This window comes from Pseudarthrobacter sp. Hb11 (assembly GCF_059383655.1).
Genome location: NZ_JBWZCM010000004.1, coordinates 21147 through 46609, shown reverse-complemented (window position 1 = coordinate 46609; position 25463 = coordinate 21147). Strand labels below are relative to the sequence as shown.

The window sequence follows — 25463 nt, the reverse complement described above, 5'->3', positions numbered from 1 at the left end:
CCAGCCTATTGCTGGGTCTCTGGCTCCTGGAACTCCTCCGGGACGGCCTCGGGGTCACCATTTAGGGCCAGGAACACGTGCACATGCCCTCCGCCTGACCCAACAGTGAGCGTATCCAGTTGTCCCGCTCCGGCCTGCCACAGGCGCACCGCCGCCTCGCGTTGCTTCGCTACAGTTACAGCAAGTGCATCACGCTGGTCAGCAGGCGCGGTTAATGATTGTCCGTAGCCGGCAGCTGCCGACTGCAGCAGCTCAGCGGCACCAATGAGGGCCTCCCGGGTAACCGTCTGTTCACTTGTGCCGTCTTTGACGGCTTCCAGTGCAGACGCCGCAGATGCCAAGTTCCGATTCCACTTGTCCACATCACCGACGCTGGCTGGAGTTGAACTGATGGTTGGGTCCACCGGTACAGCGAGGGCGAGTTCCTGCAGGACCCGTACCAGATGCCCCTGTGCCACTTCGGCAGCAGAAGCCAAATGCGCGTTCAGCTCAGCTCTTCCGGTGGCCTGGCCAGCGGCGAGCTTTTCAGCAACCGCCTCGATTGAACTGGCCTCTTGGGCATTGCCGCCGTCGCCGGCGCGCCCATCGCTGAATGTAATGGTCACGGCTACGAGGACGGCAGTAACGGCCGCCAGGGCAAAAATGTGTGTTCTGCGGGAGGGGCGCGAAGAACGGTTCAAGAGGATCGACTACCTTCGGAGACCAAGCAGGTCGTTTTGTTCCTCCGCTTGCTGACGATGCGGAGTGAATGGAGCATTTCCGGACTTCGGGCTGATGGTGTCTGGCGCACTGGCGGATACTCCAGCCGCCGATGCGCCAGACGCCATGTTTACTCCAGTCCGAGCTGCCAGGTTTGCAGGTCACGTACCTTTCCGAGCAACAGGTCATAAGCTTCGGAATCACTGTCGATGTGCGCCAGGACCTGGGCAGCAGCTGCGTTGAGTTTGTCTGCAGAATCGGCATGCAGGCCGGCTTCGGCAAGGTCCTGGGCCTTGTCCAGCTGTTTGGTCAGTTGGGTGGCGGCCTTCGATGAGATCTTTCCTTCAGCGAGTAGGTCCCCTGTCGTTGATCCAACCTCGGCCCAAGTGACGCAGTCACCGCCGCCGCTTACCGCACCGGCTGACCATGCAATGCCGCCCAGCAGGTGCTTAAGGAAAGCGGGCTCGACGTACGATGCTTCCGTATGTCCTCCGCCGGTGTACCACGAGCGGGAGGACTCAAAATTTTGGCACCAAGAGAGGGGATGGTCGGAACCCATAGCGTTGCCGCGCGCGTTGTACGTGGTTTCGTCAAGGTTCGTGAGGACGCGAACGCTGTCGCGGGGGCTTTGCGTGAAGTTGTACCACTCGTCAAAGCGCGTCCAGGTCCCTGACAGGTGCTCTGTCGAAGGATGGGTGCCGTCTTCAACCACTTGGACAGCAGTCTGCTGCTCAGGATGGCTGACAAACCGTGCCCCGCCACCGGTCAGTTGGCTGTACCAGGGAATCGTGTGCATTGAGTCTGTTGCTGCATGGACGCCCGCGAACCCGCCGCCTGACCGGATATAGCCTTGGAAGGCCGTCAGCTCGTCCGCATCGAGCAGCGTCGGCTTTGCAGGATCGAGGTTATTGGTGCCGTCGACAGTGGAAACGAAGACGATGGTCTCGTACTTGGCAAGGTCGGAGGCACTGGTGAATGGCGTGCTGGGCAGCGTCCGGTCGGGCTGGCCCTGATTCCGCGATGACGTCGGTGGGTCCCAGACATCAACGCTGAAACCGTTTGCCTCGCCGAGGGCGATGATCGCCGTCGTCGCCTCATCAATGCTGCTGTGACGAAAGCCGGTCGTCTTGCCAACGACGAGTACGTCATAGTTTTCTACCACCTCGGCCTGCCCCGGAACGGGCCCGGCTTGGGCTGGAGTTACCACCAGGGCAGGAACGACGAGCGCTGTTCCAAGTACGCCGAGGACTGCCTTACGGATGTATCGCTTCATTGCGCTCCTCTTGTTTCAGTGTTCCCAGATCGGACAAACGCCAGTTGGGCACAAGGTTGAGAGTTATTGACCTTCGTACCCGACGGCATCAAGCCATAAGAAGTTTCGGTTCGACAACTCTTGATCAGTAAACACCGGAACTCCGGCGGTTTCTAGCGTTTTAGACAACGACTTCTTTCGCTTTGTTTCGTAAAGGCGCTGAGCTTCGCTTTTTGCTTGACGAAATTCGCTTCGTAATGCGCGTTATTCGACATAACTCAGAGCGATGCCCGTTCTCCAACGCTGATACGGACGGTGCAGTGCTCACGTTCCTGTGCACGCGATTCCGAACCGGCAGCTAAGGGCGTACAGGGCCGTGCAGGAGCAGGAGGGTGTATAGGCACCCAGAGGCGGGACCGTTGGGGCGCCCAAGGCGGGATCTACGGCTTGCAACAGGCACATTAGCCGCCACCCACACCCTTGGAATGCGGAGATACTGCCCGTCCCGCGGTAGAATCGTTGTAGATAACTGGGCGCGGGTGAAACGTTGACTGAGTCCGTTTTCCGCAGGCTTCCAGCACGCGGGCAACGGGTTCCGCCATCAGCTAATAACCGGCGCTATAAGTTTGTGCCTGCCGGCAGATGACAGTCCTGGTGGAACCGGGGAAAGAATCGGTCGGCCATCATCGAGAACAGAGGAGTCGACAGCGCCTGTGGCTAACGACAATACAGACATCCTGGCAGTTGAACCCGCAGTCGAGGATGCCCGCACGCCCGACACCCCTGCGGAAGCTGCCACTCCACGCGAGTACGGCGCCAGCGACATCACTGTCCTTGAAGGCCTGGAGGCAGTGCGGAAGCGTCCGGGCATGTACATCGGTTCCACCGGACCCCGCGGACTCCATCACTTGGTATACGAAGTGGTGGACAATTCTGTGGATGAAGCCCTGGCCGGCTACTGCACACACATCGAGGTAGTGCTTCAGGCCGACGGCGGCGTGAAGGTTGTGGACGACGGCCGCGGTATTCCCGTTGACATGCACCCCACCGAGCACAAACCCACCGTCGAAGTAGTTATGACCATCCTGCACGCCGGCGGCAAGTTCGGCGGCGGCGGCTATGCCGTATCCGGTGGCCTGCACGGCGTGGGTATCTCCGTTGTTAATGCCCTCTCCAGCAGAGTGGACACCGAGGTCCGCCGTCAGGGCCACGTCTGGCGGATGTCCTTTGCCGACGGCGGCAAGCCGCAGGGCAGCCTGGTCAAGGGTGAGGAAACCGACCGCACCGGAACCACCCAGACCTTTTACCCGGACGCCGAGATCTTCGAGAGCACCGAGTTCGATTTCGAGACGTTGCGCGCGCGCTTCCAGCAGATGGCATTCCTCAACAAGGGATTGCGCATCACCCTGACCGACGAACGCACCTCGGCCAGCGACAGCGAAGCGGACGCCGACCTGGACCTCGACGGTGTAGTCACCGAGGGCGAAGTCAGCGCGGAGCACCGCACGGTGGTTTACCAGTACAACGAAGGCCTGCTGGACTACGTCAAGCACCTGAACTCCGGCAAGAAGGTGGAAGTTGTCCACGAGGACGTCATTGCCTTCGAGACCGAGGACAAAGAACGCCGGATTGCCCTGGAAATGGCGATGCAGTGGACCAACGCGTACTCCGAAAGCGTCCACACCTACGCCAACACCATCAACACCCATGAGGGCGGTACGCACGAAGAGGGTTTCCGCGCTGCCATGACCTCCCTGATCAACCGCTACGCGCGCGAAAAGGGAATTATCAAGGAAAAGGACGACAACCTCACCGGTGACGATATCCGTGAGGGCCTCACCGCCGTCATTTCCGTCAAGCTTGCTGAGCCCCAGTTCGAGGGCCAGACCAAAACCAAGCTGGGCAACTCCGAGGTCAAGGGCTTCGTGCAGCGCGTTGTCACTGACGGGCTCGGTGACTGGCTGGAACGCAACCCCGGCCCCGCAAGGGACGTGATCCGCAAGGCGATTTCCGCTGCCCAGGCGCGTATGGCGGCCCGCAAGGCACGGGACAACGCGCGCCGCAAGAGCCCGCTGGAATCCTTCGGCATGCCGGGCAAGCTGTCCGACTGCTCCTCCAAGGACCCGGAGAAGTGCGAGGTCTACATCGTGGAGGGTGACTCGGCAGGTGGCTCCGCCAAGCGCGGCCGGAACCCCGAGACGCAGGCCATCCTTCCGCTGCGCGGCAAAATCCTTAACGTGGAGCGTGCCCGCCTGGACAAGGCACTGGGGAACGCAGAGGTCCAGTCCATGATCACGGCGTTCGGAACCGGTATTGGTGAGGACTTTGACCTCGCGAAGCTGCGGTACCACAAGATCGTGCTGATGGCAGACGCCGATGTGGACGGCCAGCACATCACCACCCTCCTGATGACACTGCTGTTCCGCTACATGCGTCCGTTGATCGAGAACGGCTACGTCTACCTCGCCCAGCCGCCGCTGTACCGCATCAAGTGGTCCAATGCCGCCCACGACTACGTCTACAGCGACAGGGAGCGCGACGCGAAGCTGGTTGCCGGCCAGGCAGCCGGGCGCCGCATCCCCAAGGACAACGGCATCCAGCGTTACAAGGGTCTCGGTGAAATGGACTACACGGAACTGTGGGACACCACCATGGATCCGGACCACCGCACGCTGCTGCAGGTCACCATGGATGACGCCCTCGCCGCGGACCAGATTTTCTCCGTCCTGATGGGCGAGGACGTGGAATCACGCCGCAACTTCATCCAGCAGAACGCCAAGGACGTCAGGTTCCTGGATATCTGAGCGCACTCCCTTCGCATATTCCAGAACTGACATATACCTGAAACGGAAATAGAAAATGAGCGACGAAACACCCGGGAATCCGGTCCCCGAGGCCGGAAACCCGGACACCGTTCTTGAAGGCGACGTGCTGGTGGATCGCGTGGAGCAGGTGGACCTGCAGACGGAAATGCAGCGGTCCTACCTGGACTACGCCATGGCCGTTATTGTGGGCCGCGCCCTCCCTGACGTCCGGGACGGCCTTAAGCCGGTCCACCGCCGCGTGCTGTACGCCATGTTCGACGGCGGGTACCGTCCGGAGCGGTCCTTCAACAAGTGCGCCCGTGTGGTGGGCGAAGTCATGGGCCAGTACCACCCCCATGGCGACACCGCGATCTACGACGCTCTGGTCCGCCTGATCCAGGACTGGACCATGCGCTACCCGCTGGCCCTCGGCCAGGGCAACTTCGGCTCCCCGGGCAACGATGGTGCTGCTGCACCCCGTTACACCGAGACGAAGATGGCGCCGCTGGCCATGGAAATGGTTCGGGACATCGACGAGGAAACAGTCGATTTCCAGGACAACTACGACGGCAAGAACCAGGAACCCACCATCCTGCCGGCCCGGTTCCCCAACCTGCTGGTCAACGGATCCTCGGGCATCGCCGTCGGCATGGCCACCAACATTCCGCCGCACAACCTCCGCGAGGTAGCGGACGGTGTGCAGTGGTACCTGGCCAACCCGGGAGCCAGCCGCGAGGAACTGCTGGAAGAGCTCCTGCTGCGGGTCAAGGGCCCCGATTTCCCCACCGGCGCCACCATTCTGGGCCACAAGGGCATCGAGGATGCCTACCGGACCGGCCGCGGCTCCGTCACCATGCGGGCCGTGGTGAACGTGGAGGAACTGCAGGGACGTACCTGCCTCGTGGTCACGGAACTGCCGTACCAGGCGAATCCGGACAACCTGGCCATCAAGATCGCCGAACTGGTGAAGGACGGGAAGATCCAGGGCATCGCCGACCTGCGCGATGAAACTTCCGGCCGCACGGGCCAGCGCCTGGTCATCGTCCTGAAGCGCGATGCTGTGCCGAAGGTAGTGCTGAACAACCTTTACAAGCACACCGAACTGCAGAGCAACTTCTCCGCCAACATGCTGGCCATCGTGGACGGAGTCCCGAGGACGCTGAGCCTCGACGCCTTCATCCGGCACTGGGTGACCCACCAGATGGACGTCATCGCCCGGCGCACCCGGTACCGGCTGCGCAAGGCCGAGGAAGAAGCCCACATCCTGCGGGCACTCCTCAAGGCATTGGACATGCTGGACGAAGTCATTGCCCTCATCCGTGCTTCCAACACCACCGAGGCAGCACGCGACGGCCTGATGGAACTGCTGGACATCGACGAACTGCAGGCCCGGGCCATCCTGGACATGCAGCTGCGCCGCCTGGCGGCTTTGGAGCGCCAGAAAATCCAGGACCGGCATTCAGAGCTTGAAGCCCTCATCGCCGAGTACAACGAGATCCTTGCCTCGGAGCAGCGCCAGCGCGAAATCATCAGCAACGAGCTCGGTGAAATCGTGGCGAAGCACGGCGATGACCGGCGCACCAAGATCCTCATGGGTTACGACGGGGACATGTCCATGGAGGACCTGATCCCCGAAGAGGAGATGGTGGTCACCATCACCCGCGGCGGCTACGTCAAGCGCACCCGGAGCGACAACTACCGGTCCCAGCAGCGCGGCGGCAAGGGCATCAAGGGCGCCCAGCTCCGCGGCGACGACGTGGTGGAACACTTCTTTGTCACCACCACCCACCACTGGCTGCTGTTCTTCACCAACCTCGGGCGGGTTTACCGCGCCAAGGCCTACGAGCTGATGGAAGCGGGCCGTGACGCCAAGGGCCAGCACGTGGCCAACCTCATGGCGTTCCAGCCGGACGAACACATTGCCCAGGTCCTGGATCTGAAGGACTACCAGCAGGCGCCGTACCTGGTTCTCGCCACCAAGCGGGGCCTGGTTAAGAAGACTCGGCTGGAGGACTACGACACCAACCGCTCCGCGGGCGTGATCGCCATCAACCTCCGCGACGGCGACGAACTGGTTTCCGCACAGCTGGTATCTGAAACCGATGACCTCCTGCTGGTGTCCCGCAAGGGCCAGTCCATCCGCTTCACCGCTACAGAGGATGCCCTGCGCCCAATGGGCCGGGCCACCTCCGGTGTTACTGGCATGAAGTTCCGCGAGGAGGACGAACTCCTGGCTGCCAACGTGGTGACTGACGGTTCGTACGTATTCATCGTGACCGAGGGTGGTTACGCCAAACGCACTGCGGTGGACGAATACCGGCTCCAAGGCCGCGGCGGCCTGGGCATCAAGGTTGCCAAGCTGGCAGAAGGACGCGGTGACCTGGTGGGGGCGCTGATCGTCCAGGAAGAAGATGAAGTGCTGGTGGTCATGGAGGGCGGCAAGGTTGTCCGTTCCTCCGTGGCTGGTGTCCCCGCCAAGGGTCGCGACACCATGGGCGTCATCTTCGCCAAGCCGGACAAAAACGACCGGATCATCGAAGTGGCACGCAACAGCGAACGCGGACTCGAGGGCGAGGAATCGCTTGAGGATGACGTAACGTTGGCTGAAGATGGCGGTTCCCCGGAGGAAGCCGCAGAGTCAGCAGTGGCAGAAGAATCACCGGCCGTAGAGTCAGAGGACGCCTCGGGCGACGCTGAGCCGAACGAAGACAACACGGAGGTAACGAGTGAGTAATCCGGACTCATTTCCCAAGCCGAACACTTCTGTTCCCGAGGGAAGCCGGCCCTCGGCTGCGCCCCGCGTGAACGCTCCTGTTCGTCCCCAGCAGCGGCCGGCAGCGCCGGCAGCTGCTCCGGGCCAGCGCCCCTCGGCTCCCGGCCAGCGGCCTGTCCAAAGCGACCGTCCGGCGTCGGGCCAACCAGCCCCGCGCACGGCCACGGGAATTCCGGCACAGGGTCAGCGGCCGGTGCAGGGCCAGCCCGGCCAGCGGCCGGCGCAGGGAAGCCCCGCACAGGGCCAGCGTCCTGCGCAGGGGACGCCCGGACTGGTGAAGCCGGCGCCGAAGGCCAAGGTTCGGCGCGCGCGGCTGCTGGTCAGCAAGGTGGATCCCTGGTCCGTGCTGAAGATGGCGTTCCTGCTGTCGGTTGCGCTGGGAATCGTTACCGTGGTGGCCGCAATCGTTCTGTGGACGGTCCTGGACCTCACGGGGATCTTTGACCAGGTGGACAGCCTGCTGGGTACGCTTGCTGGCTCCGAGGGCGGCGGCTTCGAGCTGAAGAAAGTTGCTTCACTGGGCCAGGTGGCTTCCTTCGCCACCATCATCGCCGTGGTGAACGTTGTCCTGCTGACCGCGCTCTCCATGCTCTCTGCCGTGCTCTACAACATCGCTGCCACCTTGGTGGGCGGCATCGGCGTTACCCTCACGGACGATTAGGTCGTGTTTTCACCGGCTAATCGCCGGTGGAGACGCCCGATTTGAGATCGGGCCGGGATGTGCTGTAAAGTCATGTCTCGGCCCGATGAGGTATCGGGGCGTATAGCTCAGGCGGTTAGAGCGCTTCGCTGATAACGAAGAGGTCCCAGGTTCAAGTCCTGGTACGCCCACGGAACCTGTGCAGGTTCAAGTGGAGGTTTGGTTCGCATCACTGCGGCCGGACCGGAATGGGGAGCATGTGAAGAAGTTGCTGGTACTGGCAGCTGCAATCGCAGGCGTCCTGGTCTACCGCAAGGCACAGGAATCCGAAGCCCGGAAAACAGTCTGGAGCAAGTCGACCGATACGGTTGACTAGGCCGGACACCTGGTCCCCGGGCTGGTCAGAAGCCCCGTGGTTCTAGGGTATGATGGACGGGTTGCTTCTTATGGGGGCATGGCGCAATTGGTAGCGCACCTGCTTTGCAAGCAGGGGGTTCGGGGTTCGAGTCCCCGTGCCTCCACCATAAGAAAGTCCCGGTTAGCGTCCAACGCTGGCCGGGACTTTTGTTTTGCCCCGCAGCAGCCCACACTAGGGTTGGACAGTGAACTTGTTTTTCGCGGCCCTGGGCGTATTAGGCGTTGCCTCCTCCGGCCCCCTGATAGCTGCCACGCTTGGAGCTACCAGTGTCAGTGCGCTGGCCATAGCATTCTGGCGGAATGCCATCGGTGCCGCCGTCATGGCCACCCCCACCCTCGTTCGGGAGCCGGCCCAGTTCGGGAGGGTCACGAAGGCGGAGTTCCGCTGGTCCGTGCTGGCCGCCGTCGCACTGGCCCTGCACTTTGCCTGCTTCATCACGTCCCTGCAGCTGACGTCCGTTGCCGCAGCCACAGCCCTGGTCTGCCTCCAGTCCGCATGGATCGCGGTCTTCCAGCTTTTCCGGGGCACCAGGCACCGCTGGCAGGTGCTGGCCGGGCTGGGCATCGCGTTTGGCGGCGTCGTGGCCATCACGGGCTTCGACATGGGATCTTCTCCTGAAGCACTGACGGGAGACCTGCTGGCGGTGGCCGGCGGGGCCTTGGCCGGACTCTACACGCTGGCAGGCGGCAAGGCCCGCCAAAGCATGACCACGGGAACCTACACCACGCTGTGCTACGGGATGTGTGCCGCGCTGGTGGCCGTTCTGGCCCTGCTTGGCGGCCAGCCGCTGGTGGGGTTTGAAGCCGCCGGTTGGCTTGGCATCGCAGCCATCACCGTCTGCGCACAGCTTATTGGGCACACTGCCTTCAACCATCTGCTGGCCACCATGAGTCCGCTCCTGGTATCGATGATCATCCTTCTGGAGATCCCCGGCGCGGCTCTGCTCGCAGCCCTGTTCCTGGACGAGGTGCTTCCTGCCGGCACGTACGCCGGGCTGGCGCTCATCCTGGTGGGACTCGCCGTCGTCGTCCTCGGGCAGAAGCCCGGAAGGGCAGCGTGGCGGGTACGGGACAAAGGTACAGGCGACGCTGATGGACCGCCGGAGCGTCCCCTGGCGGAACTGGGGACGGACTGACCCTTCGCCGGCTGATGAAGCCCTGGCAAAAACGCCCCTACTGTCCGCCGCGGCGGACGGGCTGCGCTGTGTTGACCGTGTGGATGGCGCGCAGGAGTTTCGCCGGGAAGTACACCGAGAAAAACACCACCATGGGCGCCTTGAGGGCCATCTTCTTGACGTTGTGGGCCTTGTAGGTCCGGTCAAACCGGGTGACGTAGTAGCGGTAGTCCCGCGGTGAGTCCTCCAGCCGGCGTGCGGACATGCCGGAAACCATCTGCGGACAGTAGTTGATCTTCAGGTCGTGGTCCGCCAGGTGCAGGGAAAGGTCGATGTCCTCATGCATCTCGTCCTTCTCGTCACGGCAGGTCTCTGACCGGATGATTTGCCAGGCAGATGAACGCAGGGCCATGTTGGAGCCGAACAGGAAGTGGTACTGGTGTTTGGCGAGCTTCAGCATGAGCTGGCGCATCTTGTCATCGGCCTTAAGGCCGAAGCGGCGCATGGGCATGTCGTAGTAGACCACAGGGCCGGTGGCTGCCTGGACTGAATGGTCCAGGAATGCCCGCTGCACCTGCTCCACCCAGTCCGGCTCCACTACGGAGTCCGCGTCGATCCGGCCCAGAATGTCCCCGGTGGCGTTGTCCAGGCCGAAGTTCCGGGTGGGAATGAGGCCCTGTTCCCTGTCCTGGCTGAGCAGGATGATGGGGCTTTCCGGATACTCGAGCTGCATCTGCCGGACAATGTCCGCGGTCCGGTCCTTTGACAGGTTATCCACCACGATGATCTCGTGCGCGGGAACAGACTGGTAGATAGCAGCTATGAGGCACTGCCGGATCACGCTCTCCTCGTTATATGCCGGGATAACTATTGATACGCGGGGCAGTTCTGCTGCGTCGTTCAAGGCATCCCCAGAGGATTGGTCGGCTGGCATCAGTCCAAATCTAGCACCGATCAGATGTCCAGCCGGGAGGGCGCAATGCGGAGACGAATGAGGGGCCCCGCCTAAAAGGCGGGACCCCTCACCAGAAACGTGGACTGCTAGGACTGGACGGTGCCTTTGTCCGGGCCAGCGCTGCTGGGGACGTCCTCGGCTACGTGCTTGGCCTTGTCGGTGCCGTCTCCGGCCGTGTCCTTGGCAGCCTCTGCCACCTTGGAGGCGGATCCGGTGGTCGCTTCGGGAACCTCGTTCACTGTGGTGGCCGGAACCGGTGCAGGCGCGCCGGTGCCGGTGACGGGTGACGGCGTCTTCCACGGGTCCTCCACGGGCTTGGACGCTTTCCAGGCCGCCACGCCGGCGGCAACTGCTGCGGCGATAACACCGAAGACCAGCCAGCCGCGCTTCTTCGGCGTCTCCGGCTCAGCGAGCTGGACTGTAGCCGTGCGGCCGGCCTGGGTTGCGGCCGCTTTGAGCTGCGTGCCGGTGGCCAGGGCCTGCTCCTGAAGGGCGTGGATGATCCCGACGTCCCCAAGCTTCTGGGCTACGGCGTCAACGTGTGCCGGCGTGTTCTCCAACGTCCGGTGCACCACGCCTGACGCGACACCGATCTGGTCCGACAGCCGGGGAAGGTACTCGACCACAACGCGGTCCCGCGCATTAAGGATGACCGGTGTTGCCCGGTCCAGGGCCTCATGCAGGCGCGGCGAAGCGCCCTCCACGGCGTCATTGATCCGGGGAGCGAGCTGCGCAAGGCCATCCTGGATGCGCGGTGTCACCACAGCGACGCCGTCCGCAGCCCTGTGCGCGGCAGTCTTCAGGCTTTCCTGGATCTTGGGAGATGCCGCATCCAGGCTGTGCTGCAGGCGGTCAACCGCTGCTTCCACACGGGGGCCCGCCCAATCCCTGGCGTTCTCTACGGCGCTGGTGACTGACAGCTCAAGCTCACGGGCAATACGATCCGATTTCTTCACAACTACCTCCCGATTTAATGTGACGGTCTGTGGTTAGCCTACGTGGCTTGATGTTCACCGGCTATTCGCTCTGCGGATTTCAGGCGGATTTCACCCAGCGCGGAACTGTTGCCACAGCCGTCCCCACCCCGGACCGCCGTGAAAGAATGAGCCCTATGACTGCAATCGCAACCGCAAAAGCAACCATTCACACCAGCCTCGGCGACATCGTCGTTAACCTCTTCGGCAACCATGCGCCCAAGACGGTCAAGAACTTCGTTGGCCTCGCCACCGGCGAGCAGGCGTGGACCCACCCGGAGTCGGGCGAGGAGAAGACGGGCACGCCACTGTACAACGGCACCATCTTCCACCGCATCATCAAGGACTTCATGATCCAGGCCGGCGATCCGCTGGGCCGCGGCGTGGGTGGCCCGGGCTACCAGTTCGACGACGAGATCCACCCCGAACTCAGTTTCAACCAGCCCTACAAGCTGGCCATGGCCAACGCCGGCATTCGGATGGGCAAGGGCACCAACGGTTCCCAGTTCTTCATCACCACCATTCCCACTGACTGGCTGCAGGGCAAGCACAGCATCTTTGGTGAAGTGGCTGACGAGGAATCCAAGAAGGTAGTCGATGCCATCGAGGGCGTCCGCACCGGCATGGGCGACCGCCCGGTGGAGGACGTCACCATCAACAGCATCGATATCGAACAGCTGTAATTTCGACGCATGAGTTACGGAATTCCGTCGGCTGAGCCGTCCGCGCAGGTTCCGGTATGCCCGCGGCATCCGGACCGGCCATCCTATGTGCGCTGCCAGCGGTGCGGGCGCCCCGCGTGCCCGGACTGCCAGCGGGCGGCCGCCGTCGGATTCCAGTGCGTTGACTGCGTCAATGAAACAAGGCGCACGACGCCGGAGGTCCGGACGGTCTACGGCGGCGCCGTAGCGTCGGGCAAACCGCTGATGACGTACGGAATCATCGCCGTTTGTGCGCTGATGTACGCGCTGCAGTGGCTCATTCCGGGCCAAGTGGTCTATGAACAGTTCGCCTACAACAATGTGTTCGCTACCCCTGAATATGGGGCGTTTGAACCGTGGCGGATGCTCACCGCAGCTTTCCTGCATTCGCCGGACTCGGTCCTGCACATTGCCCTGAACATGTACACCCTGTGGATCTTTGGCCAGGCCCTTGAGCCACTCCTGGGCCGTGCCCGCTTCCTGGCGTTGTACCTCATTTCTGCAGTAGGCGGCTCCGTTGGATACCTGCTCCTGAATCCCGTCCTGGTGCCGGGACAGGGGTTGGTAGGGGTTGTAGGTGCGTCAGGTGCCATCTTTGGCCTTTTCGGCGCCATGCTGCTGGTGCAGCGCCATCGCGGCGGGGATACCCGCCAACTTTGGGTTCTGATTGCGATCAACGGCGTGATTGGATTCCTGATCCCGCAGATCGCATGGCAGGCGCACCTGGGCGGTCTGGTAACAGGTGCCCTCTGCGCGGCAGTTCTCGCCTACACTCCCCGTGGGCCGCGGCAGGGTCTTGTTCAGGCAGCAGGCCTGGTGGCGGTCCTGGTGCTGCTGGCCGCCGCGAGCTGGGCCAAAATTTCCATGTAGCCCATAAACCTTCAGCCCTATGGCCAGGGCAAGCGTCCTCTTGGGAAGGTCCCGACACCGATGGTGTCGGGACCTTTTCTTATCCACAGGACTTATCCACAGTGTTGGTAACTTACACGACTGTAGTTCATTCGGGAAAAGCACCTTTCCCGCGGAGCGGCGGGAGCTCGCCGCTACAGTGCCTCCCGGAATCCACATCTGTGGATAACTCTTGGGGATACCGGTGTGCGTAAGTGGATAAAGCGTACCAACCTGGGCGATTTGTGGATGAACCAGTGAAAGAAAGCCTGATACAGGCGATATACGAGCGACTGTCCCCCTCTTTCAACAACTTTGTGCACAGTGTTAATAAGTGACAGCGATGTAACCGCAATTTCGTAATTCCCTGCGTAGCAGGGCGAGGAGAGCCACCGCCTCCCGGCAGTGCCCATAGGTTTCCACAGCTGTGGATAAGTTGTGGGTATCGCGGTGTTGGTAAGTGGACAACTGCGGTGGGGTAGTTGAAGCTGGGTGGCAGCCCAGCTTGCCGGCAAGCCGGCCTGCCCCAGGCTGACTGTCACTGCCTGCCCAGCCTTCCGACCAGGAGAATCCTTTGAGCGCTACCCCGCAGCACATCTTCCTTGACAAGCAGCATCCTGCCCTGTGGCGGGCACTCAACGGGCTGGGGCTCAGAGTCCGTGAGGCGGCCGACGCGGCGGGGTTGGACGAGAAGACTGTAGAACTCCTGCACGTCCGCATATCGCAGCTCAACGGCTGCGCGTACTGCCTGGACGTGCACGTCAGGGACGCGCTGAAGGCGGGCGAGAGCGGGCAGCGGCTGGCGGTGCTCCCCGCCTGGCGCGAGACGGCTCTTTTCACCGAAAAGGAACGGGCTGCCCTTGCCCTGGCTGAAAGCATCACGGAGTTGCCGGACCACCGTTCACAGGCTCACGAGGAAGCGTTCGCCCGCGAGCACCTCACGGACGAGGAATTTTCGGTCATCAGTTGGCTGGCAATCACCATGAACGCGTTCAACCGGGTTTCCATCACCAGCCACCATCCCGTCCGGCGGGATGGCTGATGCACGGTTTTCACAGCGGGGCCTCGTTATCCACAGGTCTTCCACACTGTTAATAACTGCATATCGGCGGCGTGATTAGCAGTTTGGCCCTGCAGGGCGCTTACGAAGCCTGCTTGCAATCTGCCCGTCGAAGTTTTCAACAGTGTGGATGACTTTCCCAACAGTTGGGGAAAACTACTTAGAGGTGGGGCCCCGGCCAGATTCCCGAAGAACCACGGCGGTGGCTGTCCAGCAGGTGTGTGTCCACCATGCCTATGGCTTCCATGAGGGCAAACATGGTGGTGGGGCCGACGAACGAGAACCCCTTCTTCCGGAGTGCCTTGGACAGGGCAACCGACTCCGCCGACTGGGTGGGGATGTCGGAGTGGGCCGCAGGGCGGGGCGTATCAACCGGTTTGAACTGCCAGACGAAGTCCACCAGGCCGCCTTCCTTTCGCAGCGCGAGGGTGGCCTGTGCATTGGTCAGGGCAGAGCGGACCTTCAGCCGGTTCCGGACGATGCCGGGGTCCTGCAGGAGCCGTTCGATGTCGGCCTCGGTAAAAAGGGCTACCGTGTCAGGGTTGAAGTCTGCAAAGGCAGCCCTGAAAGCCGGGCGCTTCCGAAGGATGGTTGCCCAGGACAGACCTGCCTGGAATCCCTCCAGGCAGATGCGCTCGTAGAGCCCCCGTTCGTCGGTGACAGGAAGGCCCCACTCCTGGTCGTAGTAGTCGCGCAGGAGCGGGTCCACCGACGCCCATGCCGGCCGGGCGAGGCCGTCCTCGCCGACCACTGCGCCACCGGCGGCAGCCGCAGCGTTGACGACTGCGCCGCGGTCAGGAACTATGAGCGCCACCGGGTGGTCATCAGGAAGCCGATAATCGCGATGCCGAAGCCGGCCACGATGTTCCAGGATTCCCATGCCTGGACCGGGAGGCGGCCTTCGCTGATGTAGAACGTGATGATCCAAAAGAGGCCGATGATCATCAGGCCGAACATGACCGGCTTGAACCAGACCGGGTTGGGCTTGTAGGACTGCGACGTAGCCTGCTGGGGGGTGCTGGCGGTCTTCTTGCGAGGCTTTGACTCGGGCACGGGCTCTCCTTGGCGGGCTGAGGCAAGCTCGGCGTTCCGGGCTTGATATCCTGCAAGAAGGATGTTGCCAGCGGTCTGCGCGATCTTGGTCAAATCTGGATTCTTACTAGCAGCCAATTCTAGCCGTAGTCATGGGTCACCAATGCCCATCGCACCCGCCCGGAGGAGAACCCGTGGTACTGCAGGAGAAGGCGAGGCCCGCCGCTGCGCCGGCTGCCGGCGTCGCAATTCTGCGCGGGACCATCCAGGTTGTGGGTGAGCTGCTCATAACAGCCGGAATCATCCTTCTTCTCTTCGTTGCTTGGCAGCTGTGGTGGACCAATGTCGAATCCGACGCGAAGCAGAGTGAAGTCATCAAGGAGTTCGCCCAGGACCTCGGCGCCGCGGCTCCAGCCGCCCCTGACGCACCGGCAGCTCCGGCGGCTCCCCAGGATTTTGGTCCCCCTGTGGTTTCGGCTGCACCGGGCCATGCAGGCACCATCGGCATCATGTACATTCCCCGGTTCGGCGAAAGCTACACCCGGCCCATCGTCCAGGGAACCACTGGCGACGTGCTGGACACGCTGGGATTGGGACACTACGCCAACACGGCCATGCCCGGAGCGGTGGGCAACTTCGCTGTTGCCGGGCACCGCCAGACTCACGGCGCCGTTCTGGACAACATCCACACCCTGGTGCCCGGGGACAAGATCTACGTCCAGACCAAGGACGGCTATTACGTGTATGTCTTCCGCAACAACCAGATTGTGATGCCGTCGCGGACCGACGTCCTGGAACCGGTGCCCACCCTTCCGGGTGTCACCCCCACGGAAAGCTTCCTCACCATGACCAGCTGCAACCCCCGCTTCGGGGCGGAAGAACGCATCATCGCCTATGCACTGCTGGACACGTGGCGCCCTGCGTCCGCCGGTCCACCCGCTGAAATCGCAGCCCAGGTGGCCGCAGCGGTTGGAAGGGGCTGAGCGTGTACGGCTGGATTTTCCGCCATCTGCCCGGGCCTTTGTGGTTGCGGATCGTCGCGTCGCTGGTGCTCATCGCCGCGGCACTGGTATTGATGGTGCAATTCCTTTTTCCCTGGATGTCCGAGTACACCGCATTCACCGACTCAACGATTGGTGCCGCAAGCCAGCCATGACCACAACCAAGATCCTCGTGGTGGATAACTACGACAGCTTTGTCTACACCCTGGTGGGCTACCTCCAGGAGCTCGGCGCAGAGACCACAGTGGTCCGCAACGACGACGTCACCCTCGCGGAAGCCATCGAACTGGCCGGCACGCGCGACGGCGTGCTGATCTCACCGGGCCCGGGCAACCCGGCCGAAGCCGGCGTCTGCATCGAGCTCATCAGGTGGTGCGGCGAGAACAGCGTGCCCATGTTCGGCGTCTGCCTGGGGCACCAGGCGTTGGCCGAAGCGTTCGGCGGCAAGGTAACCCACGCACCGGAACTTATGCACGGGAAGACCTCCCTGGTGGAGCACATCGGAACCAGCGTTTTTTCGGGTCTCCCCTCCCCCGTCACGGCCACCCGCTATCACTCGCTCGCTGCGGTGCGGGACACCCTTCCTGACGTCCTGGAGGTCACAGCGGAAACTGCCACCGGAGTGGTGATGGGCCTCCAGCACAGGACGGCGCCTTTGTGCGGCGTGCAGTTCCACCCGGAATCCGTGCTGACCGAGGGCGGCTACCAGATGCTGGGAAACTGGCTGGAGTCCCTGGGTATGAAAGGCGCGGCTGCGCGGGCAGCCAAGCTGAGCCCGCTCATCCAGCACTGACCAGACAGAACGGGCCCAGCAGAACAAGCCCAGTGCGCCGCTTACCGAAGCCGGCCGCTAATGCGAGGCGGCAGTACGGAGTCAACCCCTCCTGCCGGACCTCTCCGTATCCGGGTCTGGGTCCGGCTCCGTCTCAGTCGGAGTTGGTTTAGGGGTTGGTTTAGGGGTGGGCGGCGGGGGCGGCGCTTTGGCCACCACGATGGTGACGGTCTTTCCCTGTTCCACTGCGGAGTTCACGGCGTCGCTCTGATCCGTGACCCTGCCTGGTTCCACCTGCGCGTTCTCGGCCTCGGCGACGGCAGGTACCAGGCCCAGTTCCTTCAGGGCTGCTTCTGCTTCCTGCCGGGTCAGTCCGCGCAGTTCCGGTACTGCCACCTTGCCCGTTGACACCACCAGTTCGACGCTTGTACCTATGCCGACGCTCTGCCCTGGGGCGGGGCTTGTGGTTATCACGATGCCGGCCGGAACCGTGGCGCTGTTGGCAGTGGTGGTGGAGGGTGCGCCCACCAGCCCGATCTGCCGCAGCATGTCCCGCGCCGCAGCTTCCGTCTTGCCCGGGAGGGTGTCCGGAATCTTGACGGCGCTGGGTCCGTCGGAGATCTTCAGGATCACTTCGGATCCTGGGTCCATGGCCACACCGGAGGCCGGATCCGTGCCGATGGCGGTGCCCTTGGGCACTGTAGCGTGTTGCGAACGGACTATCCGGGGCTCGAAGTCCGCGCCGTAGAGTTCCTGCAGCGCCGCGGACTCAGTCATGGCGGCCACCGCCGGAATCGCAATCTTGGGCGGCGGGGGTGCCGGGCGGTTCACAATGTTGTACAACCACAGTCCGCCGCCGGCAAGGACCAGGACGGTGAAGATCACCAGGGTGCTGATCCATGCGCGACGGCGGGACTTCTGCCGCGCAGTCCGCTCGCGTTCCGGAGGCAGGCCCAGGGGCAACTCATCCCGTGTGGAAAGTTCATAAGCGGCGGGAGCTATGCGGCCGCCGTCGTCCGCCAGTGCACTCGTGGCAGCGAGCCGGCCGGTGGGCGCGTCGTCGAGGAAGCTGGCACCGGTCACCGCAAACGCTTCAGTGGCAGGGCCAGTGGAAGGCGTTGGGACATGGTCGTTGGGATCGGTGGGCGCTTCAGAGGCGGAGACAGCGGGAACAGGGATACCTGCCCTGGCAGCCCGCAGGGCACGCATAAAAGCGGCGGCATCCTGGAACCTGTCGTCGCGGTTCTTTTGCAGCGCCTTGGCCAGTACGGTGTCCAGCGCAGGCGAAATCTCCGGGTTCAGGCTGCTGGCCGGTGCCGGAATCTCACGGACGTGTTGGTAAGCAACGGACACCGGACTGTCACCAACGAACGGTGGCCGCGAGGTCAGCATTTCGTAGAGGAGGCAGGCGGCGGAGTAGAGGTCGCTGCGTGCATCCACTGTTTCGCCGCGTGCCTGCTCCGGGGACAAGTACTGGGCAGTCCCCACCACGGCCTGCGTCTGGGTCATAGTGGCTGAGGAATCCGCAATGGCACGGGCGATGCCAAAGTCCATGACCTTCACCGAGTCCGTGCCTTCGCAATACATCACGTTGGCCGGCTTGATGTCCCGGTGCACGATGCCGGCCTTGTGGCTGTACTCCAGGGCCGCGAGCACGCCCAGGCAGTAATCGATTGCTTGGGCGATGGTGACGTCGTTGGCCCGGATAAGGTCCCGGATGGTCTTGCCCTCAACAAATTCCATCACGATGTACGGCACCCGGACGTTGTCATCCGAACCATCGTGGACGAGGTGCTCGCCCGTATCGTAGATCGCCACAATGGACGGGTGGTTCAACGCAGCCACGGCCTGGGCTTCGCGCTTGAAGCGCGCCTGGAACTGGGGATCACGCGCCATGTCCGGGCGCAAAAGCTTGACGGCCACTGTCCGCCCCAGCCGGGTGTCCAGGCCCCGGTGCACGTCCGCCATACCGCCCCGGCCGATGAGGCCGCCCAGCTCGTATCGTTCGCTCAGGACACGCCGGTTATCCACCGGAAGGTTGTCCTCCCGGTGCGACGGTGTGCGCGCTGACTCGTTCATTGGCTGTCCTGGCGATTACGGCTGGCAGGTCGGGGGCAGCCCCGGCAGCTCGTCTTCGGCGCAATCCGGGAGTGACGGCTGTGCAGTTGGGGCTGCTGCCGCGGAGGAGGTGGTGGGTGCCGGAGCCGTTGTCGGCGCCGGAGCGGATGTGGTGGGCGCGGGCGGTGCCACTGCATAGGTCACGGTGATGGGAGATCCAACAGGCAACAAACCAGTGGGGTTCAACTGCACCACTGTTCCTGGCGGAGCTGTGTTGGTTTGGACCGGTTCCACTGTCACTGCAAGCCCGAGATTGGAAAGCTCGGTCCGAACTACCTCAAAGTTCTCACCCAAGAAGGCGGCCGGGATCACGTTGACGGTTTCCGGCACCGGGGCGGTGGTGGGCTCGGGTGCGGTGGGGGACTGGGTGGGTGTGGCCGACGGCGTTGCCCGGGTGGGGGTCGCCGAGGTGGCTGGGGCGCTGGTCGCGGGAGCGCTGGACGAGGGATTGCCGGACGGGGAGAAGACTCCGAGCTGGTTCACCAGGAACCCGACCAGCGCGAACAGGAGCAGCAGAACCAGGGCGATTAGGGGCCAAGTCCAGGGGCTGCGGCCCTTGCGCCGGGGCTCATCGGCGGGCTCGTCGTCGTACGTTGATTCTTCCGGGACCCATTTCCGCTCGGCGGCGAGGGCGTTGGCCCGGGCGAGTGTACCCTGCGGTTCATCAGCATCCGCAGGCGATGGTCCTGCACCGGCCGCCATTCCCGCTGCAGCACCGGCAGCACCAGCGCCTAACACCGGCAACGCGGACGTGGCAGTGGGCGAACTGTCCCGCTCCACACCGATCACACCGGTGGGGGCGGTTGCGGTGTCCACGGGGGCTGTGATGGGACCCGTGTCAGCATCAAACAGGAGCATTCCCGGGACGGCAGCGCGTGCCGCGCTGACGTCTCCGTTCCGGATGGCTTCCGCTGCTTCTGCCAGCTTGATGGCATTGGCCGGCCGGTTCTTGGGATCCTTGGCGAGCATGGACATCAGGAGGGCGCGCACCGGGGTGGGAAGTGATTCCGGCAGTGGCGGCGGCGCATCGTTGACCTGGGCGAGGGCGATGGCGATTTGGGACTCACCGGAGAACGGCCGATGCCCCGAAAGGCATTCGTAGCCGATGACGCCCAGCGAGTAGATATCCGAAGAACCCGTGGCCGTCTGGCCGGTGGCTTGCTCAGGTGCCAGGTACTGGGCCGTGCCCATCACCTGGCCGGTCTGGGTAAGGGGCACCTGGTCAGCAAGGCGGGCGATGCCAAAGTCGGTGACTTTCACGCGACCTTCAGGGGTGATCAGGAGGTTTCCCGGCTTGACGTCGCGGTGCACCAGTCCCTGGGCATGGGCAACGGAGAGCGCACGGGCAGTCTGCGAGATGATGGACAGGGTGCGGTCCGGGGACAGCACCTGCTCATGTTCGATGATGGCGCTGAGCGGCTGGCCTGGTACCAGTTCCATCACCAGGTAAGCCGAGCCCTCTTCCTCGCCGTAGTCAAATACGTTGGCAATGCCAACGTGGTTGAGGAGGGCGGTGTGACGGGCCTCTGCGCGGAAGCGCTGAAGGAAGCCGGGATCTCCCGTGTACTCCTCTTTCAACACCTTGATGGCGACGATGCGGCCGAGGACGAGGTCTTTGGCTTTCCAGACTTCACCCATGCCGCCAATCGCGATCCGCGTGGTCAGCTGGAATCTGCCGCCGAGGGTGATTCCGGTTGTAGGCCTCACTTATTCAACACCGCCTCAAAAATTCTCTTCGCGTTCGGACTCGTAAGCTGTGCGCCGGTGTTGATGTCCACGCCCTCCATGACGATCGTGACACCCACCTGCGGGTTGTTTGCCGGGGCAAAGCCGGTAAACCAGGAGTTGTTCGCGCCATTGCCCAACTCTGCAGTCCCCGTTTTGCCCGCCACGTCGACGCCCGGAACGGCTGCCCTGTTGGCGATGCCCTCGCTGACCGCGCTGGTCATCCATTCCGTGATCTGGTTGGCGATCTCCGGGGTGGTGGAGGTGCGCAGCTGTTCAGGCTGCGGTTCGTCGATGACTCGGAGATCAGGGGAACGCAGGGCCTTGATGAGGTTGGGCCTCATCTGCACGCCGTCGTTCGCGATGGCCGCGGTCATCATGGCAACCTGCAGGGGTGTGGCCCGGACGTCCCGCTGTCCGATGGCGGACTGAGCCAGTCCCGGCTCGTCCAGATCGTCCGGGAATCCATTGCCCCGGGCGTAACCGAGCTTCAGCTGGTCTCCCATGTCCTCGGCAAATCCGAACTTCTTGGCCTGCTCGGCGATCGCATCGCGTCCAAGGTCCAGGGCGATGCTGGCGAAGGGGGTGTTGCAGGACTGCTGCAGCGCGAAGGCGAAATCCGCCGTGTTGCGCGTGTAGCAGTTGCCGCCTGCATAGTTGGGAAGCTTGTACTGGATGCCGGGGAAGGGCATCTCGGCGGGATTCGGAAGTTCGCTGTCCTTGTTGTACTTGCCGGAGGCAAGGGCAGCAGCGGTGTCCACGAGTTTGAAAACCGAACCCGGGGCGAGCAGTTCGCCGGTGGGACCGCTGACGTTCGGGTTCAGGTTGATGCCCGGGACCTTGACGAGTTCGTTAATGTTGGCCGACTCTTCGGCGGGATTCTGGGTGGCAACGAGGTTGGGGTTGTAGGACGGCTTGGACACCATGGCCAGGATCGCACCGGTCTTCGGGTTGGTCACCACAATGGAGCCGCGCTGCCCATCCGGAATGAGATCGTAGGCGAGCCGCTGGATCTCCGGATCGATGGTGAGTTCTACCGATGCGCCCTTCGGCTGGTTGCCCAGGAAAAGCTGGCCCACCCGGTCAAGGAACAGTTGATCCGCGTCGCCTGCCAACTGCTCCCGCATGGCCTGTTCCAGGCCTGTAGCGCCGTAGTTCTGGGAGAAGTACCCAGTGATCCCGGCGTACAGCTCCGGCTGCGGGTAGGTCCGCTGGAACGCACACGTCTCCGAACCGCTCTCCACAGACTCCGCCACCGGCGTTCCGGCCACGACGATGGCGCCGCGGTCATTGCAGTAGTCCTGAAGGATGGCGCGCTGGTTCCAGGGATTATCCTCGAGCTCCTCCGCGCCGACCACCTGGACGTAGCTGATGGCGCCGAAGATGAGGGCAAACATCGCGATCGCTGCTACCCATGAATGCCGTATTGCCTGGTTCACAGGTGCTTCACCGCCTCGGTTGGAGTATCAATGCCCACAGATTCCGCGCCCTTTGCGGCAGGCAGGGGTGTGGTGTCCACCGGACCGCGGGCGGTATGGGAAATCATCAGGAGCAAGCCCACGATGATCCAGTTGGCCAGCAGGGAGGAACCGCCGGCGGCCAGGAACGGTGTGGTGAGCCCCGTCAACGGAATGAGCCGGGTGACGCCGCCGATGACGACGAAGCACTGCAGCGCGACGGCGAAGGAGAGGCCGCACGCGAGCAACTTGCCGAACGCATCCCGGGTGCCCAGGGCCGCGCGGAAGCCGCGGGTGAAGAGCAGCAGGTACATCAGGACGATGGCAAAGAGTCCGATCAGGCCAAGTTCCTCGCCGAGGGAGGCAATAATCATGTCGCTGTTGGCGAATGGAACCAGGTCCGGACGGCCCTGGCCCAGGCCTGTTCCCACGAGGCCGCCGTTGGCCATGCCGAAAAGTCCCTGAACGATCTGGTGGCTTCCACCCGGGGCACGGCCGTAGACCTCTTCGGTGAACGCGTTGAGCCAACCGTCGATGCGCAGTTCAACGTGCGAGAAGACCCGCGACGCCGCGAATCCGCCGCCAAGGATGAGGGCCAGGCCGATCACTACCCAACTGATGCGGCTGGTTGCAACGTAGATCATGACAATGAACAGGCCGAAGAAGAGCACGGATGAGCCGAGGTCACGCTGGAAGATGAGCACCCCGATGCTCACCAGCCAGGCCGTAATCATGGGGCCCATGTCCTTGAACCGGGGGAACTGCAGTGGCCCGATTTTCCGGCCGGCCAGCAGGATCAGGTCCCGGTTCGAAGATAGGTACCCGGCGAAGAATATGGCAAGGGTGATTTTGGCGACTTCACCCGGCTGGAACGTCATGGGGCCGAGCCGGATCCACACCCGGGCGCCAAGGATTTCGCCCGCACTGATGCCGGGAATCAGCGGCAGCACCAGCAGCAGGGCGCTGGCCGCAAGCGAAATGAAGGTAAACCTGCGCAGAATGCGGTGGTCTTTAAGGAACCAGATCACGGCGATGGCCACGGCCATGGCGATGAGGGTCCAGCGGAGCTGGTTGTTGCCGGTATCGCCTCCGGGCGGGTCCAGCCGGTGGATCATGGCCAAGCCAATTCCGTTCAGAGCCACCACCAGTGGAAGTATTACCGGATCAGCATATTTGGCGCGGAAGCGGAGCACGCCGTGGAATACCAGGGCGGCGACAGCGAGAAGGCTGGACTGGAACCAGAAGTCGGAATCAAAGGCCTTTTCCTGGTCCACCCCCACCAGCATGTTGGCGCCGATGCCTACTGCAAGGGCAAGAAGCAGCAACGCAAGCTCCACGTTGCGGCGTGGCTTGGGCGTGGTACTGAGCTGGCTCATTGGCCCACCTCGCAGGTAACTGTGGGACTGGCTGTGGGGGACGGGCTCGCCGGGGTGGTCGAGGCGCTGGTGGCGGGGGTTGCGGTGCCCGAAGCAGTGGCCGAGGCCTTGGGTGCCGGAGTTGCGGTGCCCGAAGAAGTGGCCCGCGCGCTGGGGCTGGCGGAGGCCGAAGGAGAGGCCGACGGCGGCACGCATTCTTCTTCAGGTGACGTGGTGCCCGTCAGTTCGAGGTTCTTCACGATGCGCTGGGCGTCGTAAAGGTCCTGGGCAGGTACAGTCTGGCGGACCCGTTGCTGCGAGAACGGCGGAAGGGAATCCATCCGGATGGCCGTGACCGTCTCGAGGCTGGAGAGCTGGATGGGACCCAGACGCTGGGAAACACCATTGTAAATAGCCACGCGGGAATCGAACTCGCCGACGTAGTAGCGGGTCTGGGTCCAGGCGTATCCGAGCCAGAGCCCGATGGTCAGTACCACCAGCACGGATGCGGCAATGGACCAGGTCAGCCACCGCCGTGGTTTGGGAGGTGCCGCGGTGTCATCCGCATCGCTGGTTTGCGGTTCAGCCTTGTGGGTGAGGAGGGTGGCGGCGCGACGGGCCACGGTGCGGCCGGCGATGGTGGGAATGGAGCCCGACTCCGCAGCTGACGCGGCTGCTCCCACGAGTTCGTGCGGCCGGGACGCGAGTTCGTCACGAAGGACTTCGGCAGAGAGGTGCTCGCCGAGGTGCGGGTCGGTTGCTCCGGCTTCAGAGGAATCCGAGTTGCCGCTGTTGTCGCCTTGTTCCGATGCGGGCGGTTCCTTGCCGGGGCCGGAGTTTGACGCGTTGGCAGCGGGCGGTCTCGCCGGACCGCCGGCAGCAGGCTTTCCGCCGTCCACCGAATCCGGTGCTTTGGCAGCGGGGGAGCCCGCGTTCTGCGCCACGGCAGCGGCCTTGGTGACTTCGAGGGAAGGAATGACGTCGACGGCGGCTGTACTGACGTCGTCGGGCGTTTCTTCCACGATTTCAAGCATCACAACGGTGACGTTGTCCGGTGAGCCCGCCTCGAGGGTGAGGTCCACGAGGGTCTCCACGCACTCGCGGAGGTCTTTGGTTTCGCGCACGGTGCGTTCAACAGCGTGCCCGGCGACGTAGTTGAGGCCATCCGAGCAGAGGAGCCAGCGTTCCCCCGGTTCCACGTCCAAAGTGTCCAGGTCCAGCTCAGGGCTGGCGTCCACGTCACCCAGGACGCGCATCAGGACGTTCTTGTGCGGATGCGTTTCGGCTTCCTCGGGCCGGAGCCGCCCCTCATCGATAAGCCTTTGCACGAACGTGTGGTCGACGCTGACCTGCTCAAATACGCCGTTCCGCAGACGATAGGCCCGGGAATCACCGATGTGGGCAAAGTGCAGCTTTCCCTCGGCGAGCAGGAGCGACGTGACGGTGGTGCCCATGCCGGCCAATTTGGGGTTGATGTGCACAAGCTCGGACAGCAGGGAGTTGGCGGTCTGGATCTCGTCAGCCAGGGTGGTGGCGGCGTCCCCGGTGTAGTCGCCGCGGTCCAGGTGGATCATGTCCAGGACGGTGGCAGCCGAGGCGACGTCGCCGCCCGCGTGCCCGCCCATGCCATCGGCTACTACGGCCAAATGGCGCCCCACATAAGCGGAATCATCGTTTTTGGAGCGGATTTTGCCGACGTCGGACCTAGCCGCGAAGCGCATGATG

At 63.4% G+C, this 25463-nt stretch carries 22 protein-coding genes and 2 tRNA genes; 13 read left to right on the top strand and 11 right to left on the bottom strand.

Annotated elements, in window-relative coordinates; all coding sequences use genetic code 11:
- Positions 1–5: 5 nt before the first annotated feature.
- Together AC50X7_RS08680 and AC50X7_RS08675 are read right to left on the bottom strand one after the other, a co-directional pair.
- Positions 6–605, bottom strand: coding sequence for a hypothetical protein (locus AC50X7_RS08680; protein ID WP_494978637.1), 600 nt, complete (start codon positions 603–605; stop codon positions 6–8).
- Between the two features lie 224 nt (positions 606–829).
- A complete protein-coding gene (locus tag AC50X7_RS08675; RefSeq protein WP_494978636.1) occupies positions 830–1972 on the bottom strand; it encodes a ThuA domain-containing protein in 1143 nt (380 codons plus the stop codon).
- A 692-nt stretch (positions 1973–2664) separates the two neighbouring features.
- Here AC50X7_RS08675 and gyrB point away from each other — a divergent pair.
- The 7 genes from gyrB (at position 2665) to AC50X7_RS08640 (ending at position 9721) form a co-directional block, all read left to right on the top strand.
- Positions 2665–4755, top strand: a complete 2091-nt coding sequence (gyrB, locus tag AC50X7_RS08670) for a DNA topoisomerase (ATP-hydrolyzing) subunit B (protein WP_494978635.1) — start codon at positions 2665–2667, stop codon at positions 4753–4755.
- Between the two features lie 55 nt (positions 4756–4810).
- Positions 4811–7489, top strand: a complete 2679-nt coding sequence (gene gyrA, locus AC50X7_RS08665) for a DNA gyrase subunit A (protein WP_307097528.1) — start codon at positions 4811–4813, stop codon at positions 7487–7489.
- Positions 7482–8189 carry a DUF3566 domain-containing protein gene (locus AC50X7_RS08660; RefSeq protein ID WP_494978634.1) on the top strand — a complete coding sequence of 236 codons (708 nt, stop codon included), beginning with the start codon at positions 7482–7484 and terminating at the stop codon, positions 8187–8189. The genes gyrA and AC50X7_RS08660 overlap by 8 nt, the downstream gene beginning before the upstream one ends.
- A 96-nt stretch (positions 8190–8285) precedes the next feature.
- Positions 8286–8359: transfer RNA gene (locus AC50X7_RS08655), tRNA-Ile, on the top strand.
- A gap of 68 nt (positions 8360–8427) precedes the next feature.
- A complete protein-coding gene (locus AC50X7_RS08650; RefSeq protein ID WP_229748488.1) occupies positions 8428–8544 on the top strand; it encodes a DLW-39 family protein in 117 nt (38 codons plus the stop codon).
- Between the two features lie 72 nt (positions 8545–8616).
- Positions 8617–8692 (top strand) — tRNA-Ala (locus AC50X7_RS08645).
- A gap of 78 nt (positions 8693–8770) precedes the next feature.
- Complete coding sequence (locus tag AC50X7_RS08640) at positions 8771–9721, top strand: DMT family transporter (protein WP_494978633.1); 951 nt, start codon at positions 8771–8773, stop codon at positions 9719–9721.
- Between the two features lie 37 nt (positions 9722–9758).
- Here AC50X7_RS08640 and AC50X7_RS08635 read toward each other — a convergent pair whose 3' ends face one another.
- Together AC50X7_RS08635 and AC50X7_RS08630 are read right to left on the bottom strand one after the other, a co-directional pair.
- Complete coding sequence (locus AC50X7_RS08635; protein ID WP_494978632.1) at positions 9759–10634, bottom strand: glycosyltransferase family 2 protein; 876 nt, start codon at positions 10632–10634, stop codon at positions 9759–9761.
- A 107-nt stretch (positions 10635–10741) separates the two neighbouring features.
- Positions 10742–11611 (bottom strand): hypothetical protein, encoded by an 870-nt coding sequence (locus AC50X7_RS08630; protein ID WP_494978631.1) that lies wholly within the window; start codon positions 11609–11611, stop codon positions 10742–10744.
- Positions 11612–11766: 155 nt separating this feature from the next.
- Here AC50X7_RS08630 and AC50X7_RS08625 point away from each other — a divergent pair, with 155 nt between their 5' ends.
- The 3 genes from AC50X7_RS08625 (at position 11767) to AC50X7_RS08615 (ending at position 14260) form a co-directional block, all read left to right on the top strand.
- The gene (locus AC50X7_RS08625; RefSeq protein WP_104043860.1) at positions 11767–12312 is read left to right on the top strand and encodes a peptidylprolyl isomerase; all 546 of its coding nucleotides are present in this window, start codon (positions 11767–11769) and stop codon (positions 12310–12312) included.
- A gap of 9 nt (positions 12313–12321) precedes the next feature.
- Positions 12322–13200 carry a rhomboid family intramembrane serine protease gene (locus tag AC50X7_RS08620; protein ID WP_494978630.1) on the top strand — a complete coding sequence of 293 codons (879 nt, stop codon included), beginning with the start codon at positions 12322–12324 and terminating at the stop codon, positions 13198–13200.
- Positions 13201–13792: 592 nt separating this feature from the next.
- Entirely contained in the window at positions 13793–14260 is a 468-nt protein-coding gene (locus tag AC50X7_RS08615) for a carboxymuconolactone decarboxylase family protein (protein WP_494978629.1), read from the top strand.
- Between the two features lie 178 nt (positions 14261–14438).
- On the opposite strand, the gene AC50X7_RS08610 is transcribed toward AC50X7_RS08615, so the two are convergent.
- Positions 14439–15083 (bottom strand): DNA-3-methyladenine glycosylase I, encoded by a 645-nt coding sequence (locus AC50X7_RS08610; RefSeq protein WP_494978805.1) that lies wholly within the window; start codon positions 15081–15083, stop codon positions 14439–14441.
- The gene (locus AC50X7_RS08605; RefSeq protein ID WP_307097935.1) at positions 15080–15331 is read right to left on the bottom strand and encodes a cell division protein CrgA; all 252 of its coding nucleotides are present in this window, start codon (positions 15329–15331) and stop codon (positions 15080–15082) included. Before AC50X7_RS08605 ends, AC50X7_RS08610 begins: the two co-directional genes overlap by 4 nt.
- 173 nt (positions 15332–15504) lie before the next feature.
- On the opposite strand from AC50X7_RS08605, the gene AC50X7_RS08600 reads away from it, so the two are divergent.
- From AC50X7_RS08600 to AC50X7_RS08590, 3 genes are read left to right on the top strand one after another with little or no spacing between them, the layout of a single operon-like run.
- Positions 15505–16293, top strand: coding sequence for a class E sortase (locus tag AC50X7_RS08600; RefSeq protein ID WP_494978628.1), 789 nt, complete (start codon positions 15505–15507; stop codon positions 16291–16293).
- Positions 16294–16295: 2 nt separating this feature from the next.
- Positions 16296–16466, top strand: coding sequence for a hypothetical protein (locus tag AC50X7_RS08595; protein WP_494978627.1), 171 nt, complete (start codon positions 16296–16298; stop codon positions 16464–16466).
- A complete protein-coding gene (locus AC50X7_RS08590) occupies positions 16463–17104 on the top strand; it encodes an anthranilate synthase component II (protein WP_307097514.1) in 642 nt (213 codons plus the stop codon). Before AC50X7_RS08595 ends, AC50X7_RS08590 begins: the two co-directional genes overlap by 4 nt.
- A gap of 81 nt (positions 17105–17185) precedes the next feature.
- On the opposite strand, the gene pknB is transcribed toward AC50X7_RS08590, so the two are convergent.
- From pknB to AC50X7_RS08565, 5 genes are read right to left on the bottom strand one after another with little or no spacing between them, the layout of a single operon-like run.
- The gene (pknB, locus tag AC50X7_RS08585; RefSeq protein ID WP_494978626.1) at positions 17186–19162 is read right to left on the bottom strand and encodes a Stk1 family PASTA domain-containing Ser/Thr kinase; all 1977 of its coding nucleotides are present in this window, start codon (positions 19160–19162) and stop codon (positions 17186–17188) included.
- Between the two features lie 15 nt (positions 19163–19177).
- Positions 19178–20908: a serine/threonine-protein kinase gene (locus AC50X7_RS08580; RefSeq protein ID WP_494978625.1), complete on the bottom strand. Its 1731-nt coding sequence runs from the start codon at positions 20906–20908 to the stop codon at positions 19178–19180.
- A complete protein-coding gene (locus AC50X7_RS08575; RefSeq protein ID WP_494978624.1) occupies positions 20905–22365 on the bottom strand; it encodes a peptidoglycan D,D-transpeptidase FtsI family protein in 1461 nt (486 codons plus the stop codon). Before AC50X7_RS08575 ends, AC50X7_RS08580 begins: the two co-directional genes overlap by 4 nt.
- Positions 22362–23759, bottom strand: a complete 1398-nt coding sequence (locus AC50X7_RS08570) for an FtsW/RodA/SpoVE family cell cycle protein (protein ID WP_494978623.1) — start codon at positions 23757–23759, stop codon at positions 22362–22364. The genes AC50X7_RS08575 and AC50X7_RS08570 overlap by 4 nt, the downstream gene beginning before the upstream one ends.
- The gene (locus AC50X7_RS08565; protein WP_494978804.1) at positions 23756–25459 is read right to left on the bottom strand and encodes a PP2C family protein-serine/threonine phosphatase; all 1704 of its coding nucleotides are present in this window, start codon (positions 25457–25459) and stop codon (positions 23756–23758) included. Before AC50X7_RS08565 ends, AC50X7_RS08570 begins: the two co-directional genes overlap by 4 nt.
- Positions 25460–25463: the final 4 nt, after the last annotated feature.

Bases quoted from the DNA above. Each gene is read 5' to 3' on its own strand.
- AC50X7_RS08565 (WP_494978804.1), bottom strand. From the start codon at position 25,459: ATGCGCTTCGCGGCTAGGTCCGACGTCGGCAAAATCCGCTCCAAAAAC.
- AC50X7_RS08590 (WP_307097514.1), top strand. From the start codon at position 16,463: ATGACCACAACCAAGATCCTCGTGGTGGATAACTACGACAGCTTTGTC.
- AC50X7_RS08570 (WP_494978623.1), bottom strand. From the start codon at position 23,759: ATGAGCCAGCTCAGTACCACGCCCAAGCCACGCCGCAACGTGGAGCTT.
- AC50X7_RS08625 (WP_104043860.1), top strand. From the start codon at position 11,767: ATGACTGCAATCGCAACCGCAAAAGCAACCATTCACACCAGCCTCGGC.
- AC50X7_RS08675 (WP_494978636.1), bottom strand. From the start codon at position 1,972: ATGAAGCGATACATCCGTAAGGCAGTCCTCGGCGTACTTGGAACAGCG.
- pknB (WP_494978626.1), bottom strand. From the start codon at position 19,162: ATGAACGAGTCAGCGCGCACACCGTCGCACCGGGAGGACAACCTTCCG.
- AC50X7_RS08635 (WP_494978632.1), bottom strand. From the start codon at position 10,634: ATGCCAGCCGACCAATCCTCTGGGGATGCCTTGAACGACGCAGCAGAA.
- AC50X7_RS08620 (WP_494978630.1), top strand. From the start codon at position 12,322: ATGAGTTACGGAATTCCGTCGGCTGAGCCGTCCGCGCAGGTTCCGGTA.
- gyrA (WP_307097528.1), top strand. From the start codon at position 4,811: ATGAGCGACGAAACACCCGGGAATCCGGTCCCCGAGGCCGGAAACCCG.